The sequence below is a fragment of the Campylobacter sp. MG1 genome (assembly GCF_026616895.1).
Lineage (GTDB): Bacteria > Campylobacterota > Campylobacteria > Campylobacterales > Campylobacteraceae > Campylobacter_E.
The window spans coordinates 84921-99220 of record NZ_JANYME010000004.1; the positions used below are offsets into that span (position 1 = coordinate 84921).

The window sequence follows — 14300 nt, forward strand, 5'->3', positions numbered from 1 at the left end:
ATGAGAAAAGCGTTTACTATGATTGAATTAATTTTTATTATTGTAATAATAGGTATATTATCAGCTATTGCTTTACCTAATTTTTTTGATTTAAATTTTAAATCAGAAATCGCTAAAGTAAAATCAGAAGTTAATGCTATAAATAGTAGGGCTAAATCAGAATTTTTAAATAATGTAATATCAGGGAGAGATCCTAATTCTTACACAACAATTGATAATAAAGGTGGTAAAATGTTTACTAATATTTTTAAAGAAGGTTTAAGAAAAGGCACTGTTAATAAAGGTTGGTTTAAAAGCAGTGCTGAAACATCAGTTAGTAATACTTCAACATATCCTATATTAGCATTAGTAGACAAATCATACGATCCTATGACAGATTATCAAAAATATTTAGAGCAAGAGCTTAAAAGAGCTGGTCTTATTAAAGATGAAACAGTTATTGCCTATAAATATTCTATCAGTGAAAAAATTTATTATTCTTTTTTATTTAGAAGCAAAAAAGCAGAAATGGTGTGTGTCAAAGCAGTTTGTAATGGGTGTAATAAGAGCAGAAGAGATACTATGAATAATATGATAAGATGTGATACAGAGGCTTAATGTATTATAAAGTAGCTATTTTAGGCTATAACATAGAGGAATTAGTCTATGAAAGCGATAGTAAAATTGATAACTACACTAAGGTTGAAGTTAATTTAATCAATAAAGTTTGCGTCGGTATTGTTACAGGTGAATGTGAAAAACCTGATTTTAGTGTAAAAAAAATTAAAACAATTTTTGAAGAATATTTATACAATAATCAAATTGAATTATTAAATTTTATGAGTAAATATTACGCAGCTAATATATCTTTATGTGCTGATATTTTTACATTTTCTAATGTTAAAAATACACAAATAAAAAAGATAAATAATAATATAAATTTAACCTTAAATGATTTACAAAATAGTTGTTTAAAACACTGTGAAAATCATAAATTTAATTTAATATTTGGCGATACTGGAAGTGGGAAAACTGAAATTTATGCTAAATTAATAAATGAATGCATAAATAATGGAAAGCAGGTTTTGTTTTTAATGCCTGAAATTAGTCTAACTCCACAAATGTGTAAGCGTATGGATAAATATTTTAAAGATTTGTTTATAGTATGGCATAGTAAAATTACAAAGACAAAAAAGCAAAAATATTTAAATGAATTTTTAATAGGTGATAAGCCATTAGTATTAGGTGCTAGGTCAGCTTTATTTTTACCATTTACAAATTTAGGTTTAATTATTGTTGATGAAGAACATGATAGCTCTTATAAATCTAGTTCTTACCCTTGTTACAATGCTAAAGATTTGGCTATTTATCTTGCTAATATCAGTGATGCTAAGCTAGTTTTAGGTTCGGCTACACCTAGTTTAAATAGTTTTTATAATGATAAAATAGCTAAATTTAGACTAAAGGGTACATATTACTATAGTAAAAAAGAAATTATATATGATGATAGTTTAATAATACCAAGTGATTGTTTGATAGGTGAATTAAAAAAAAATTTGGAATTACGCAAGCAAAGTATAGTTTTTCTACCGGTTCGTGGTAATTATAGGCAAGTTTTATGTAAGGATTGTGGCAAAAGAAAACTTTGTTCTAATTGTTCAGTACCTATGAGTTTGCATAATAAAATATATAAATGTCATTATTGTGGCAAAAAAGAGTATGTAAAAAATACTTGTGAATTTTGTGGTAGTTCAATGCTTGAAAGTAAAATTATAGGCACTGCTGAATTGAAAAATAAGTTAGAATGTATTTTACCTAATGCTAGAATAGCTAAATTAGATAGTGATGAATTTAGTTCAGTTAAAAAATTAAAAGAAATTTTAAATTTATTTAGCGAAGGAAATATTGATATATTAATAGGTACTCAACTAATTTCAAAAGGACACGATTATAAAAATGTTACATTTTGTGCTATTTTAGGACTTGATGAATATTTATTCTATCCTGATTATAAAGCTCGTGAAAATACACTTGCACTAGCTATTCAAGTAGCTGGTCGTGCTGGTAGAGATGGAAAGGCTAGTATTTTAATTAATACGCAATATAAGGATTTTTTTAGTTCATATATTGAAAATTACGATGATTTTTTATTGGACGAACAAATGTTTAGAAAAAATTATCCACCAAATAAAAGATTATTAAGGTTATTAATTAATTCTAAAAATGATGAAGAAGCAAAAAATTTATGTGAAAATATAGTTTCTAATCTTAATTGTATAGATGCTGATTTTGAAATTATAGGTTATGGAAAATGTGCTATTGAAAAAATAAATAATGAATTCCGCTATTATATCCTACTTCGTTCTAGTAAAAAAATGCTGCTTAGCAATATAGCTTTATCTTATAAACAATTACAAAAAGTAACAATTGATATAGACCCTGTGCATTTTTCTTAAATTTAAAACCTTTTGTAAATTAATTCTTTTATAATCAAAATATAAATTTTTAAGGAGAATAAATGAGCTTTTTAAATGAATATCAAAAATTGGTTGATGAAAGAGCTAAGTTGAATGTCCCAGCTTTAGCTTTAAATGTAGAGCAAACCAAAAAATTGTGTGAGTTATTAGAAAATAATGATAAGGATAGTGATAAATTAAAGGATTTATTAATTAATCGTGTTGGTGTTGGTGTAGATGATGCTGCATTAGTAAAATGTGAATTTTTAGAAAAAATATTATTTAATAAAAGTAAATGTACCTGTATAAGCAAAATTGAAGCTACTAATATGTTAAGCACTATGCTTGGTGGGTATAACGTAAGAGTATTGCTTAAAGCATTAGAAAATAATGATGTAGCTAGTTTAGCGGTAGATGCTTTTAAAGATATTATATTTGTTCATGATGGTTTTGATAAAGTTGTTGAATTGCATAAAAAAGGAAATAAATTTGCAACTCAAGTTTTAACAAGTTGGGCTAATGCTGAATGGTTTATTAAAAAACCTGAAGTAGCATCTGAAATTGAATGCGTATGCTTTAAGGTAAATGGTGAAACAAACACCGATGATTTAAGCCCAGCAAGTGAAGCTTTTACTAGAAGTGATATACCGTTACACGCACAAGCTATGCTTGTTAAAAGACAGGCTGGTAGTCTTGAAAAAATAGCTGAACTTAAAAAATTAGGCGTTCAAGTTGCTTATGTGGGCGATGTTGTAGGAACTGGTTCAAGCCGTAAATCAGCTATAAATTCAGTTCAATGGCATTTAGGTAGTGATATTAATGGAGTTCCAAATAAACGCACTGGTGGAGTTATTTTAGGACAAACTATTGCCCCAATTTTCTTTAACACAGCTCAAGATAGTGGTGCTTTACCTATAGTTTGTGATGTTACAAGTCTTGAAATGGGCGATAAATTTGTAGTTGATATTAAAAACGAACAAATTTTAAAAGATGGTAAAAAAATAAGCGATTTTAAAATCACTCCAAATACCCTTTTAGATGAAGTTCGTGCAGGTGGTAGAATTCCATTAATTGTTGGTCGTGGATTATGTGCTAAGGCAAGGAATGTTTTAGGAATGGAAGATGAGAAAATTTTCAAAAAACCAGTTCAACCTGAGAACAATGCCAAAGGTTATACATTAGCACAAAAAATGTTAGGTAATGCTTGTGGATTAAAAGGTGTAGTTCCTGGAATGTATATAGAGCCAAAAACTACTACCGTTGGTAGCCAAGATACAACAGGACCAATGACTAGAGATGAAGTAAAAGAACTAGCTAGTTTAGGTTATAACGCTGATTTTGTAATGCAAAGTTTTTGCCATACGGCAGCATATCCTAAACCAAGCGATGTAATTACTCATAAAACTCTACCTAATTTTATGAGTTCAAGGGGTGGTGTTGCATTAAAACCTGGTGATGGCGTTATTCATAGTTGGTTAAATCGTTTTGTAATGCCTGATGAGGTTGGAACAGGTGGAGATTCTCATACAAGATTTCCTATAGGTATAAGCTTCCCAGCTGGTAGTGGGCTTGTAGCATTTGCTGCAGTTACAGGGTCTATGCCACTTAATGTACCTGAGAGTATTTTAGTTCGTTTTAAGGGAGAATTACAACCTGGTGTTACTTTAAGAGATTTAGTAAATGCAATTCCTTATGTAGCTATAAAAGAAGGTTATTTAACTGTTGAGAAAAAAGGTAAAAGGAATATTTTTGCTGGTAAAATTTTAGAAATAGAGGGACTTGAAAACCTTAAAGTTGAACAAGCATTTGAATTAAGTGACGCAAGCGCTGAAAGAAGTGCAGCAGCTTGTTGTGTAAATTTAAGCGAGGAGAGCGTAGCTGAATATCTAAAATCAAATATAAGTTTAATTGATGCAATGGTAGAAGCTGGTTATGAGAGTAAAGAAACACTTTTAAGAAGAAAAGCTAGAATGCAAGAGTGGTTGAAAAATCCAAAATTACTAAGAGCAGATAAAGATGCTAAGTATGAGCATATTTTTGAAATAGATTTAAATACCATTAAAGAACCGATTTTAGCATGTCCGAATGATCCTGATGATGTTGCAACACTAAGCGAAATTTTAGCAGATAGTAAGCGTCCACATAATATTGATGAGGTATTTGTGGGTTCTTGTATGACAAATATAGGACATTATAGAGCTTTAGGTGAAATTATTAAAGGTAAAGGTATGCTTAAAACTCGTCTTTGGATAGCACCTCCTACGAAAATGGATAAAGCACAATTAACTAATGAAGGATATTATTCAATTTATGGTGCTGCTGGTGCTAGAATTGAAGTTCCAGGATGTAGCTTATGCATGGGTAATCAAGCTCGTGTAAATGATGGAGCTGTTGTATTTAGCACAAGTACTAGAAACTTTGATAACAGAATGGGATTTGGTGCTAAAGTTTATTTAGGAAGTGCAGAACTTGCAGCTGTATGTGCTATTTTAGGAAAACTTCCTAATGCAGCTGAATATTTAGAATTAGTAAATGATAAATTAAGTGATAGTAAAAAAGCTAATATTTATAAGTATTTAAATTTTAACGAGATTGAAAATTTCCAAGTAGATTGATTTTATGATTGTCGTTTTCATATATTTTGAAAACGACTTTATATTTTAGATATTTTATTGAATATTAATTTTTATATACAATAATTGATAAATATCAATTAGAAAATAAAAAAGATAAATATAATCTCATTTAAAATTATTTAGGAGTTATTTATGGAAGCTTTTTATCCATTAGCACTTATTATTCATATTTTTTGTGCGATTATTTTTGTTGGTTATTTATTTTTTGATGTTGTTATTTTTTCAAAAGTTAAGAAATCTTTAAGTAAAGATTGTAATGATATAGAAAATTCTATTTCAAAAAAAGCTATTAAGATTATGCCTATTTGTGTTTTTTTACTCTTATTTAGCGGTGGATTTATGATGAGTAGGTGGGTAAATTCAGATTTAGGTTATTTTAATGAATTATATCAAAAAGTATTTATGATAAAAGTAATTTGTGCTTGTTTAATTTTTTTAGCGGTTATTTTTTCTTTGTTTTGTAAATTTATGAAAATAAAAAATCCTATATCAAGTATTATTCATCCTTTAGCTTTGATATTAGCTACTATTATTGTGATTTGTGCGAAATTAATGTTTTATGTTTAAAAAAATTATAATAACTATTTTAATATTTGATTTAATTTTATGTTTATATTTTTATGACTTAGGTGCTTTTTATACTATACAATTATCTATTATTGCAAATTTAAGTTTGCCTTATTTAACATTTATAAATTTGAAAAAAAAATTACCTAAATTTGTATTAGCACAAAAGCCACGCATTTTATTGCAAAATCAGTATATAGATTTTATTGAAAAAAAAGGTTTTAAAGCTACATTATCAGGAATTAAGCATTATAAAATATTTTTAAATTTATATAAAGTTTTAACTTATATTATTTTTGCTATATTAATTATGATTTTAATGAAGTATAAATTATTTCATATAACAGCTTTTTTTATAGCTTCATTTATTGTAATGATAATTTTATTTATATTTAGGTTGAAAAATGTTTAAAATTATTAATTCTTTAAGAGCTTTGTTGTTTGCAGCATTTTTGTTATTTGTTGGTAATTCATTTTTATTAAGTTCAAATTCAATTATTTTAAAGGAATTAGGATATACGGATTTTTATGTAGGTTTGGTTGGTTCGTGTATTTATTTAGGTGCTTTAGTTGGTACATTTTTTTCTCAAAGTATTATTCAAAAAGTAGGGCATATTAGAAGTTTTGGATTTTTTATATCTGTTTTTGGTATTTTAACACTTTTGCATATTTTTACAAAAGAAGTTTTTTTATGGGCGATTTTTAGATTTGGTATAGGATTTACTTATTATGCTTTAGTAGTAATTATAGAATCGTGGATTAATCAAAAATCAAAAAATGAAATTCGTTCAAGAATGTTAGCAGTTTATGAAATAGTTTTTTACACTGGATTTGCTGTCGGGGTTTTATTGTTATATGTAAAACCAGAGTATGATTATGTTTTCATAATATCAGTTTTAATATTGATGCTTTGTGCCATTCCATTGAATTTATTGAAAATTAAACAACCTAAATTACTTGATAAGGCTAAAGTTAGCATTCCTAACATATTTGCGGTATCAAAATTAGCTTTTATATGTGCTTTTATCGGTGGTTTTTTAATGAATGGTTTTTTTTCTATGAGCCAGACTTATTTTTTAGCATTGGGGTATAATGTAAAACAAATTTCAATGCTTATTTTATTAGCTATGTTTGGTGGATTTATAGCACAGTTATTTGTAGGAAAATTATCAGATATTTATGGTAGAAAATTAGCCATTTTAACTTGTTCTTTAATAGCTTTAATATCTAGTTTATGTTTATGTATTTTTAAAAGTAGTAATAATTTAATTTATTTATTAATCTTTTTATTAGGAATGGGTTTATTTTGTTTATATGCATTGGCATTAGCTAGGGCTAGTGATAGAGCAAAGGAAAGTTCACAAGTTTTAGAAATAGGTAGAAGCTTATTATTTGCATATATTTTAGGCTCAGTTTTATCTCCGTTGGTTTTAGGACTTATGTTGGATATATTTGGTGCAAGAGCTTATATGTTTGTTTATGTAATTTTATTATTAAGTTTGTTTTTATTTACTCTTACACAACCAAAAATAGATTCTATTAATAGAATAGGTTATGATGAAAAACCAAGTCAGTTTTATTATCTTAAAAATGAATAATTATAAGCATTATTAATAAAGTTTATAAATTTATGTGATATTAAATAAAAATAGTTAAGATTACAATAAAATATTAAGGATAAAAATGTTATTAACAAGAGCTAGTGAGTATGCTTTGATAAGTTTAATTTATATAGCAAAACAAAATATTCCAATAGATGTAGATACTTTATCAAATGAATTAAATATACCTAGAAGTTTTTTAGCAAAAATTTTGCAGAGCTTAGCAAAAAATGGATTATTACATTCTTATAAGGGCATTAAAGGTGGTTTTATTTTAGCTAAAAAACCAAATGAAATAAATATAAAGGATATAATTACAGCAGCTGAGAAAAAAGAACCTTTAGTTTTTGAATGTTCTAGCATTAGTGGCTGTCCTAACAATAAAGAAGAATCATGTATGATTTTTCCAATGCTTTGTAAATTACAAGATAAAATAGATTTGTTTTTAACAGATATTACACTAGAACAAATTTTAAATTAATTAATTGCATTAAAAGAAAGGAGATATATGAAAATATATCATTTAAGTCATACCGATTTAGATGGGTATGGCTGTCAATATGTTGTTTCGCATTATTTTGATAATTGCGAATTTTATAATTCTAATTATGGCAAAGAAATTGAAGAAAAATTTGATGAAATTTTGATAAAACTAGATAAAAATAAAGATGAAAAATCATTAGTATTAGTTACTGATTTAAACCCAGTAAGTAGCGTGTGTGAAGAAATGTCTAGAAAAATACAAGATTATCCAAATGCTAAATTATTTTTATTAGATCACCATCAGACTGGTGAAGAATGTATGCAAAAATTTTATTGGTATTTATTAGATAGCTCAAGGTGTGCTACTAAGATTACTTATGATTTTTTTAGCAAAATTTTTGGAGAGAATAAAGAGCTAAGCCTAATGGTAGATATTATAAATAGCATTGATATTTGGCTAAGTGATAGCAAATATTTTGAATTAGGCAAAATCTTAATGCAAATAATTGCTAGTAGTAAGGAGATAAATAGAACTATGTTTGCTAAGCAAAACCATGCTTATATGTTCTTTTTATTAAATAAAGCTAAAGAGTATTTTCATGTTAAAAATCCACATATAGAATTAGAAAATGCAGTTCATTTTATAAAAAAAGATTTTTTTAGGTTAGATATTGATAATACTTTATGTAATTTAATAAGCGATTATTTGGTAAGAATTTTAAGTGAAAATAAGCAAGATTATACGATTTATTATAAAGATAAAAAAGGCTTATTAGTCTATGATATAGGAAATGTTAGCGTTATAGGAAATGATTTTTTAGTCAAAAATCCTGAATATGATTTCTTTTTAGAAATTAATCCTGGCAAGAAAATCTCTCTTAGGGCTAATAATAAAATTGATGTTAGCTTATTTGCAAAAACGGCTTTTAATGGTGGCGGTCACGCAAATGCTAGTGGCGGGATATTTACAAGTTATAAAGATAGTAGTGTATATTCTAAGATTTACGAACAAACTAAAACTTATTTGGAGAAATTTAATGAAAAATGAAGAAATTGAAGATTTAATGTATGAGATTGCTTTAATGCATAAAGCTGCTTTGTATTATGCAGGAGTTAAGAAAAATTGCTTAGAAAAGGCTGCATTTACTTATCTTGAGCTAATTGATGAAGCTAAGAGTGAAGATGATTTTGAGCTTATTTTAGAAACTATAGAGAAATTAAAATTAAAAAATCCAGAATTATTTAATTAGGTAAAATTTTATGAATGAAAATTATGTATATTTAAATGGTGATTATGTAAAAGAAAATGAAGCTAAAATTAGCGTATTTGATAGAGGTTTTATATTTGGAGATGGAATATATGAAGTAGCTCCTGTTTTTAATGGTGTAATTGTTGATAAAATTGATTTTTTAGAAAGACTGTTTAGTTCGTTGTCAAAACTTGATATAAAATTAAATCATAGTTGTGATGAAATATGCAAAATTTTAGATATCTTAATAGCAAAAAATTCATTAAAAGAGGGTGGGGTTTATTTACAAATAACTCGTGGTGTTGCTAAGAGAAGTTTTGAATTCGTAAAAGGATTAGAACCAACAATAATGGCATTTACTTATACACAAGATATCAAAGAATATAAATACGCTAATAAAGGTGTTAAATTAATTAGTTTTGAAGATATTAGATGGCAAAGGCGAGATATAAAATCTTTAAATCTTTTAGGTCAATGTATGGCTAGAACTTATGCTATAAATAATGGCTATGATTATGCACTTTTGGTTAATAATGGCTATGTAAATGAGTGTGATAGTGCTGGATTTTTTATTATTAAAAATAATGTTTTAGTTACAAAAGCTTTATCAAATGAAATTTTACCTAGCATTAGACGAAAAAATATTATAAGTATTGCTAAAAAAATAGGTTTAACGATTGAAGAAAGAAATATTAATATAGATGAAGTATATAGTTGTGATGAATGTTTTATTTGCGCTGCTACTATATTAATAATTCCTGTTATCAAAATTAATGATAAAGAATTTAAAATTGGCAAGTATTCGCAAATTTTAAGAGAAAAATATTTAGAAAAAATAACATTAGAATCTAACAAATAATTTTATATTTGATTATTTTGATTTTATAATAACTAAGTTTTCTTTAAGTAGTGAATAAGTATTATATACACTTCAAGGAGATTTTATGAAAAAGTTTTTTTATTCTTTAATTTGTGTAGGTGCTTTGAGTCAAGCTTTATTTTCTGCTAATTTTGCTCATGTAGATTATGATTATTCTAATTTAAAATATGATGGTGTAAAAATTAGAGCTAATTCATTTGGTCTTGGTATAGATACATTTAAGCTTAGTGATAGTGATTCATCAATAGTATTTAAAGGTGATTATAAATATAGCAAAGTTAAGAATAAAGATAATGGTGATAAAGCTAAAGTTAATGACTTTAATGCAATGCTTGGTTATAGTTTTTATCTACCTAATTCAGTTGCAAATTCATCAGTTAATTTTTTAGCAGGTTTTGGTTATTTTAATTTAAAAGATGATGATAATAGTGAAGGTAGTTTCAGTGCAAAAGTAGGTGTTAATAATATGAACGTATTTAATAATAATGTTTATTTAAGTCTTGGTGCTTTTGCTACACATTATTTTGATTATGACTTTGATACTAGAACAAAATATGAAGCTAATTTAGGTTTAGGATATATCTTTGATGGTGGAGTTTATGCTGGTGCTAAGTTAGGTTATGAAAAAGGTATTTTGGGTAAAGGTAGTGTTACTGGAGTTGTCTTAGGATATTCATTTTAATTTTTAAGTAAGCTTTATGCTTACTTAAGTTTATTTTAAGATTAATATTGTATCATAAACAGATTTTTTTAAACTTCTATATATCTTACAAATTAAAATCCGTAAATTTACATCATTATTTTGGCGGTTAGACCTTACTCTCGTGGGAGAAGAAGGACAATGCGTAATTTTTTAAAGATGAAAGATTTGGGTAACGATGAGGTTTTTGCTTTAATAAATAGAGCAATTTATTATAAAAATAACGATAAATTTTATACAAAATATGAAAATAAAATTGTAGCAAATTTGTTTTTAGAAGATTCAACTAGAACAAAAATGAGCTTTCAAGTAGCTGAAAATAAGCTTGGTTGTAAGTTGTTAAATTTTTATGCAAATACATCTAGCATCAATAAAGGAGAGACATTTTATGATACTTGCAAAACTTTTGCTAGTTTAGGTGTAGATGCCTTAGTCATAAGACATTCTATTAATGAATATTATAATGAATTAATAGGTATTGACACTTGTTTAATAAATGCTGGAGATGGTAGCGGAGAACATCCATCACAATGTTTGTTAGACCTTGTTACTATTTATGAACAATTTGGAACTTTTGAAGGCTTGAAAGTTGGTATAGTAGGGGATATTAAAAATTCTCGTGTAGCAAAATCAAATAAAATTGCATTAGAAAAATTAGGTGCAAAAGTGTTTTTAGTAGCACCTAGCATTTACCAAGATAGTCAGTTTAGTGAATATTATAAATTAAATGAAATTATAGGTGATTTGGATGTTTGTATGTTGCTTCGTGTTCAACATGAAAGGCACACTGTAAAAGAATTTGATTTAGATACTTATAGAGCTGATTTTGCATTAAAAGTTGATAATTATAAAAAATTAAAAGATAATGCAATTATAATGCATCCAGCTCCAGTTAATCGTGGGGTAGAGATTGATAGTTGCTTGGTTGAATGTGAAAAATCTAAAATTTTCCCACAAATGACTAATGGTGTATTTGCTAGAATGGCGATATTTGATTATGTTTTTGAGGGGCTTTAAAAATGCTTCTTAAAAATTGTAATGCATTTATAGATAATAAATTTGTTAAAACTGATATTTTAATTGAAGGTAAAAAAATAGTAAAAATAGCTCCTAATATTGATTATAGTGGAGAAATAATTGATGTTAAAGGTAAGCTTGTTAGTGCAGGTTTTATTGATATTCATCAGCATTTAAGAGAGCCAGGATATTCACATAAAGAGAGTATAAAAACAGGCTCAATGGCGAATGCAAAAGGTGGAATTACTACAGCTTGTGCTATGCCAAATCTAAAACCTGTGCCTGATACTTTAGAGAATTTAAAACTTGAATTAGATTTAATTCAAAAAGATTCTTGTATGAAAGTTCTTCCTTATGGAGCTATTACTATGGAAGAAAAAGGTCAAAGCTTAGTTAATTTTAGCCAATTAGCTCCTTTTGTTTTTGCGTTTAGCGATGATGGAAGAGGTGTTGCAAATGCAAAAATTATGAAAGATGCAATGAAAGAATGTGCGAAATTAAATAAATATGTAATTGCGCATTGCGAAGATTTAGACCTAGTTGAAGGCGGTCATATGCACGATGGAGTTCAGTCTAAAAAATTAGGAATTAAAGGAATTTCAAGTTCAAGCGAGAGCGTGCAAGTTGCAAGAGATATGCTGCTTTGTAAAGAATGCAATTCAAATTATCATGTATGCCATATAAGTGCTAAAGAAAGTGTTGCGATGGTTGAGTTTGGCAAAAAACTTGGAGTAAATATAAGTTGTGAAGTAACTCCACATCATTTAATTTCTTGTGATGAAGATATTAAAGAAGATAATGGAATGTGGAAGATGAATCCGCCTTTAAGAAGCAAATCTGATAGAGATTATTTAATAAATGCTTTAAATGAAGGCATAATTGAAGTAATAGCAACAGATCATGCACCACATTCAAAAGACGAAAAGCAAGGTGGATTTAATAAGGCTTATTTTGGAATTATAGGAAGTGAGTTTGCGTTTTCATTGCTTTATACAAAATTAGTAAAAACTAATTTAGTAAAACTTGAGACAATTCTAAACGCTTTTAGCACTAATCCTAAAAAAATATTTAATTTAGAAAATGCAGGGGAGCTTAAAGTTGGTTCGATAGCTGATATTGTAGTAATTGATTTAGATAAAACTTGGGAATTAAAAGAAGATGAAATCGTTAGTTTAGGCAAGAATACGCCTTATTTAGGAAGTGTATTAAGCTCAAAAGTAGAGCTTACAATTTGTGATGGAAAAATTATTTTTAAAGATATTTAAGTGTTAGATATGCTAACACTTATCTAATTCTTTTAATAAATTTTTACAAGAATTATTAATGACGGTATAAACTTCGTTAAAATTACCAGTATACCAAGGATCTGGAACATTTTTATAACCTAAATCGCAATAATTACATAATGGTTTTACTTTATCTTTAAAATTTGAAAAATTTGTAGTTATAAAATTATAGTTACTTTCATCCATGGTTAGTATTAAATCGTTGTTTTGACAGTGAAATTTATCTAATTTTTTAGATATAAAACCATCACATTTTATATTGTTTTGAAGTAAAATTTCTTTAGTTTTTATATGCATATCTTCTCCATCATGATAACCAGAAGTTCCAGCGCTACTTATTGTATAGTTTGTATTTTTGCACAAGTTTTTCATTATAAACTCAGCCATAGGTGATCTGCAAATGTTTCCTAAACAAACAAAAATTATTTTCATAAATTGCCTTTAATAAGATTAATTAAATTTTAATAATGTATTATAAATATTAAATTTACAATTTAATTTTAGTGAGAAATTATTATGAATAATAAACAAGCCTTTACTTTGGTTGAATTAGTAATTGTTATTGTTGTATCAGCTATTTTATCAAGTATTGCGATTAGTAAAATACATATAAATTCGCTAAAGTATGCAGCTTATAGTGTTTTAAATGATATTAGATATGCTAAAAGTTTATCATTAACGAGTGATGTTTATTTAAAAACTAGTAGTTTGCTTTTTATAGATAGCGATTATTATAAATCATATTGGCAGTTTAGAATTCATTGTATAGCAAATGAAAAAAGTGGCAAAACATACAAGTGTAAAAGCAAAGATAAAGATTATGGTTATACCATATTTTCGGATTTTAGTGGAACGCATACTGGTAATCCTGATTTAAAAGAAGTTGCAAAAGATTATATAAATAATAGTAAATATTTAGGTGCTAGATTTTCTGGCATAAGTGCTTTAGATAGTGATTATACCGATAGAACAAATTTAACCCAAGAGTTTGGAATTAAGTATATTAATTTATTTTATGTGGATAAATTTAGTCCTAAAAGTGTTAGTACTATTATGTTTGATGAATTTGGCGAAATGAATGCTATAACATATAATGCTAAGAGAAATTATAGTTTTAAAGTTGCTGATAAATTCGTAGTAGGGCTTAGTTTAAAAGATGATAAATTTGATAAAGATAATTCTATTTGTATTTTATTTGATGGAAAATATTCTATAGGAGATATCCCTAAAAATGATAGTAATGGTCAATTATTATGGACTAATAAAGGTAAAAATGTGTACTGTCATGAAATTTTAAAATAAAGTAATTATTTTATACCTTAAGATTTAAAATATTTTTTAAAAACTATTTTTATAATTTATTGTAGTCTCGTTTTATTTTATAAAATGTATTATTTATGAATATAAAATGTTTTAAGTATCAATTCTAAATTTATATATTTAGA

At 26.6% G+C, this 14300-nt stretch carries 15 protein-coding genes; 14 read left to right on the forward strand and 1 reads right to left on the reverse strand.

What is annotated here, in order from left to right; genetic code table 11:
• The 13 genes from NY022_RS04555 to NY022_RS04615 all read left to right on the forward strand — a co-directional run bounded on the left by NY022_RS04555 (position 1) and on the right by NY022_RS04615 (position 12834).
• Positions 1-597, forward strand: coding sequence for a hypothetical protein (locus NY022_RS04555; RefSeq protein ID WP_267523892.1), 597 nt, complete (start codon positions 1-3; stop codon positions 595-597).
• Positions 597-2435, forward strand: coding sequence for a replication restart helicase PriA (gene priA / locus NY022_RS04560; protein ID WP_267523894.1), 1839 nt, complete (start codon positions 597-599; stop codon positions 2433-2435). The genes NY022_RS04555 and priA overlap by 1 nt, the downstream gene beginning before the upstream one ends.
• A 62-nt stretch (positions 2436-2497) precedes the next feature.
• Positions 2498-5050, forward strand: a complete 2553-nt coding sequence (locus NY022_RS04565) for a bifunctional aconitate hydratase 2/2-methylisocitrate dehydratase (protein ID WP_267523895.1) — start codon at positions 2498-2500, stop codon at positions 5048-5050.
• Between the two features lie 153 nt (positions 5051-5203).
• Positions 5204-5638, forward strand: a complete 435-nt coding sequence (locus NY022_RS04570) for a copper resistance protein CopD (protein ID WP_267523896.1) — start codon at positions 5204-5206, stop codon at positions 5636-5638.
• Entirely contained in the window at positions 5631-6050 is a 420-nt protein-coding gene (locus NY022_RS04575) for a hypothetical protein (protein WP_267523901.1), read from the forward strand. Before NY022_RS04570 ends, NY022_RS04575 begins: the two co-directional genes overlap by 8 nt.
• On the forward strand, positions 6043-7236 hold the full coding sequence (locus tag NY022_RS04580) for an MFS transporter (protein WP_267523904.1): 1194 nt from the start codon (positions 6043-6045) through the stop codon (positions 7234-7236). Before NY022_RS04575 ends, NY022_RS04580 begins: the two co-directional genes overlap by 8 nt.
• Before the next feature lie 85 nt (positions 7237-7321).
• Positions 7322-7720: an Rrf2 family transcriptional regulator gene (locus NY022_RS04585; protein WP_267523906.1), complete on the forward strand. Its 399-nt coding sequence runs from the start codon at positions 7322-7324 to the stop codon at positions 7718-7720.
• 27 nt (positions 7721-7747) lie between these two features.
• Entirely contained in the window at positions 7748-8770 is a 1023-nt protein-coding gene (locus NY022_RS04590; protein ID WP_267523908.1) for a DHH family phosphoesterase, read from the forward strand.
• Entirely contained in the window at positions 8760-8972 is a 213-nt protein-coding gene (locus NY022_RS04595) for a hypothetical protein (protein ID WP_267523910.1), read from the forward strand. Before NY022_RS04590 ends, NY022_RS04595 begins: the two co-directional genes overlap by 11 nt.
• Before the next feature lie 10 nt (positions 8973-8982).
• A complete protein-coding gene (locus NY022_RS04600) occupies positions 8983-9831 on the forward strand; it encodes an aminotransferase class IV (RefSeq protein ID WP_267523912.1) in 849 nt (282 codons plus the stop codon).
• A gap of 85 nt (positions 9832-9916) precedes the next feature.
• Positions 9917-10534, forward strand: a complete 618-nt coding sequence (locus NY022_RS04605) for a hypothetical protein (RefSeq protein ID WP_267523914.1) — start codon at positions 9917-9919, stop codon at positions 10532-10534.
• A 159-nt stretch (positions 10535-10693) separates the two neighbouring features.
• Positions 10694-11569: an aspartate carbamoyltransferase catalytic subunit gene (locus NY022_RS04610; protein ID WP_267523917.1), complete on the forward strand. Its 876-nt coding sequence runs from the start codon at positions 10694-10696 to the stop codon at positions 11567-11569.
• A gap of 2 nt (positions 11570-11571) precedes the next feature.
• On the forward strand, positions 11572-12834 hold the full coding sequence (locus NY022_RS04615; RefSeq protein WP_267523919.1) for a dihydroorotase: 1263 nt from the start codon (positions 11572-11574) through the stop codon (positions 12832-12834).
• Positions 12835-12846: 12 nt separating this feature from the next.
• Here NY022_RS04615 and NY022_RS04620 read toward each other — a convergent pair whose 3' ends face one another.
• Complete coding sequence (locus NY022_RS04620; RefSeq protein WP_267523921.1) at positions 12847-13287, reverse strand: low molecular weight protein-tyrosine-phosphatase; 441 nt, start codon at positions 13285-13287, stop codon at positions 12847-12849.
• Between the two features lie 84 nt (positions 13288-13371).
• Here NY022_RS04620 and NY022_RS04625 point away from each other — a divergent pair, with 84 nt between their 5' ends.
• Entirely contained in the window at positions 13372-14157 is a 786-nt protein-coding gene (locus tag NY022_RS04625) for a prepilin-type N-terminal cleavage/methylation domain-containing protein (protein WP_267523923.1), read from the forward strand.
• Positions 14158-14300 lie beyond the last annotated feature (143 nt).

Bases quoted from the DNA above. Each gene is read 5' to 3' on its own strand.
- NY022_RS04555 (WP_267523892.1), top strand. From the start codon at position 1: ATGAGAAAAGCGTTTACTATGATTGAATTAATTTTTATTATTGTAATA.
- priA (WP_267523894.1), top strand. From the start codon at position 597: ATGTATTATAAAGTAGCTATTTTAGGCTATAACATAGAGGAATTAGTC.
- NY022_RS04565 (WP_267523895.1), top strand. From the start codon at position 2,498: ATGAGCTTTTTAAATGAATATCAAAAATTGGTTGATGAAAGAGCTAAG.
- NY022_RS04570 (WP_267523896.1), top strand. From the start codon at position 5,204: ATGGAAGCTTTTTATCCATTAGCACTTATTATTCATATTTTTTGTGCG.
- NY022_RS04575 (WP_267523901.1), top strand. From the start codon at position 5,631: ATGTTTAAAAAAATTATAATAACTATTTTAATATTTGATTTAATTTTA.
- NY022_RS04580 (WP_267523904.1), top strand. From the start codon at position 6,043: ATGTTTAAAATTATTAATTCTTTAAGAGCTTTGTTGTTTGCAGCATTT.
- NY022_RS04585 (WP_267523906.1), top strand. From the start codon at position 7,322: ATGTTATTAACAAGAGCTAGTGAGTATGCTTTGATAAGTTTAATTTAT.
- NY022_RS04590 (WP_267523908.1), top strand. From the start codon at position 7,748: ATGAAAATATATCATTTAAGTCATACCGATTTAGATGGGTATGGCTGT.
- NY022_RS04595 (WP_267523910.1), top strand. From the start codon at position 8,760: ATGAAAAATGAAGAAATTGAAGATTTAATGTATGAGATTGCTTTAATG.
- NY022_RS04600 (WP_267523912.1), top strand. From the start codon at position 8,983: ATGAATGAAAATTATGTATATTTAAATGGTGATTATGTAAAAGAAAAT.
- NY022_RS04605 (WP_267523914.1), top strand. From the start codon at position 9,917: ATGAAAAAGTTTTTTTATTCTTTAATTTGTGTAGGTGCTTTGAGTCAA.
- NY022_RS04610 (WP_267523917.1), top strand. From the start codon at position 10,694: ATGCGTAATTTTTTAAAGATGAAAGATTTGGGTAACGATGAGGTTTTT.
- NY022_RS04615 (WP_267523919.1), top strand. From the start codon at position 11,572: ATGCTTCTTAAAAATTGTAATGCATTTATAGATAATAAATTTGTTAAA.
- NY022_RS04620 (WP_267523921.1), bottom strand. From the start codon at position 13,287: ATGAAAATAATTTTTGTTTGTTTAGGAAACATTTGCAGATCACCTATG.
- NY022_RS04625 (WP_267523923.1), top strand. From the start codon at position 13,372: ATGAATAATAAACAAGCCTTTACTTTGGTTGAATTAGTAATTGTTATT.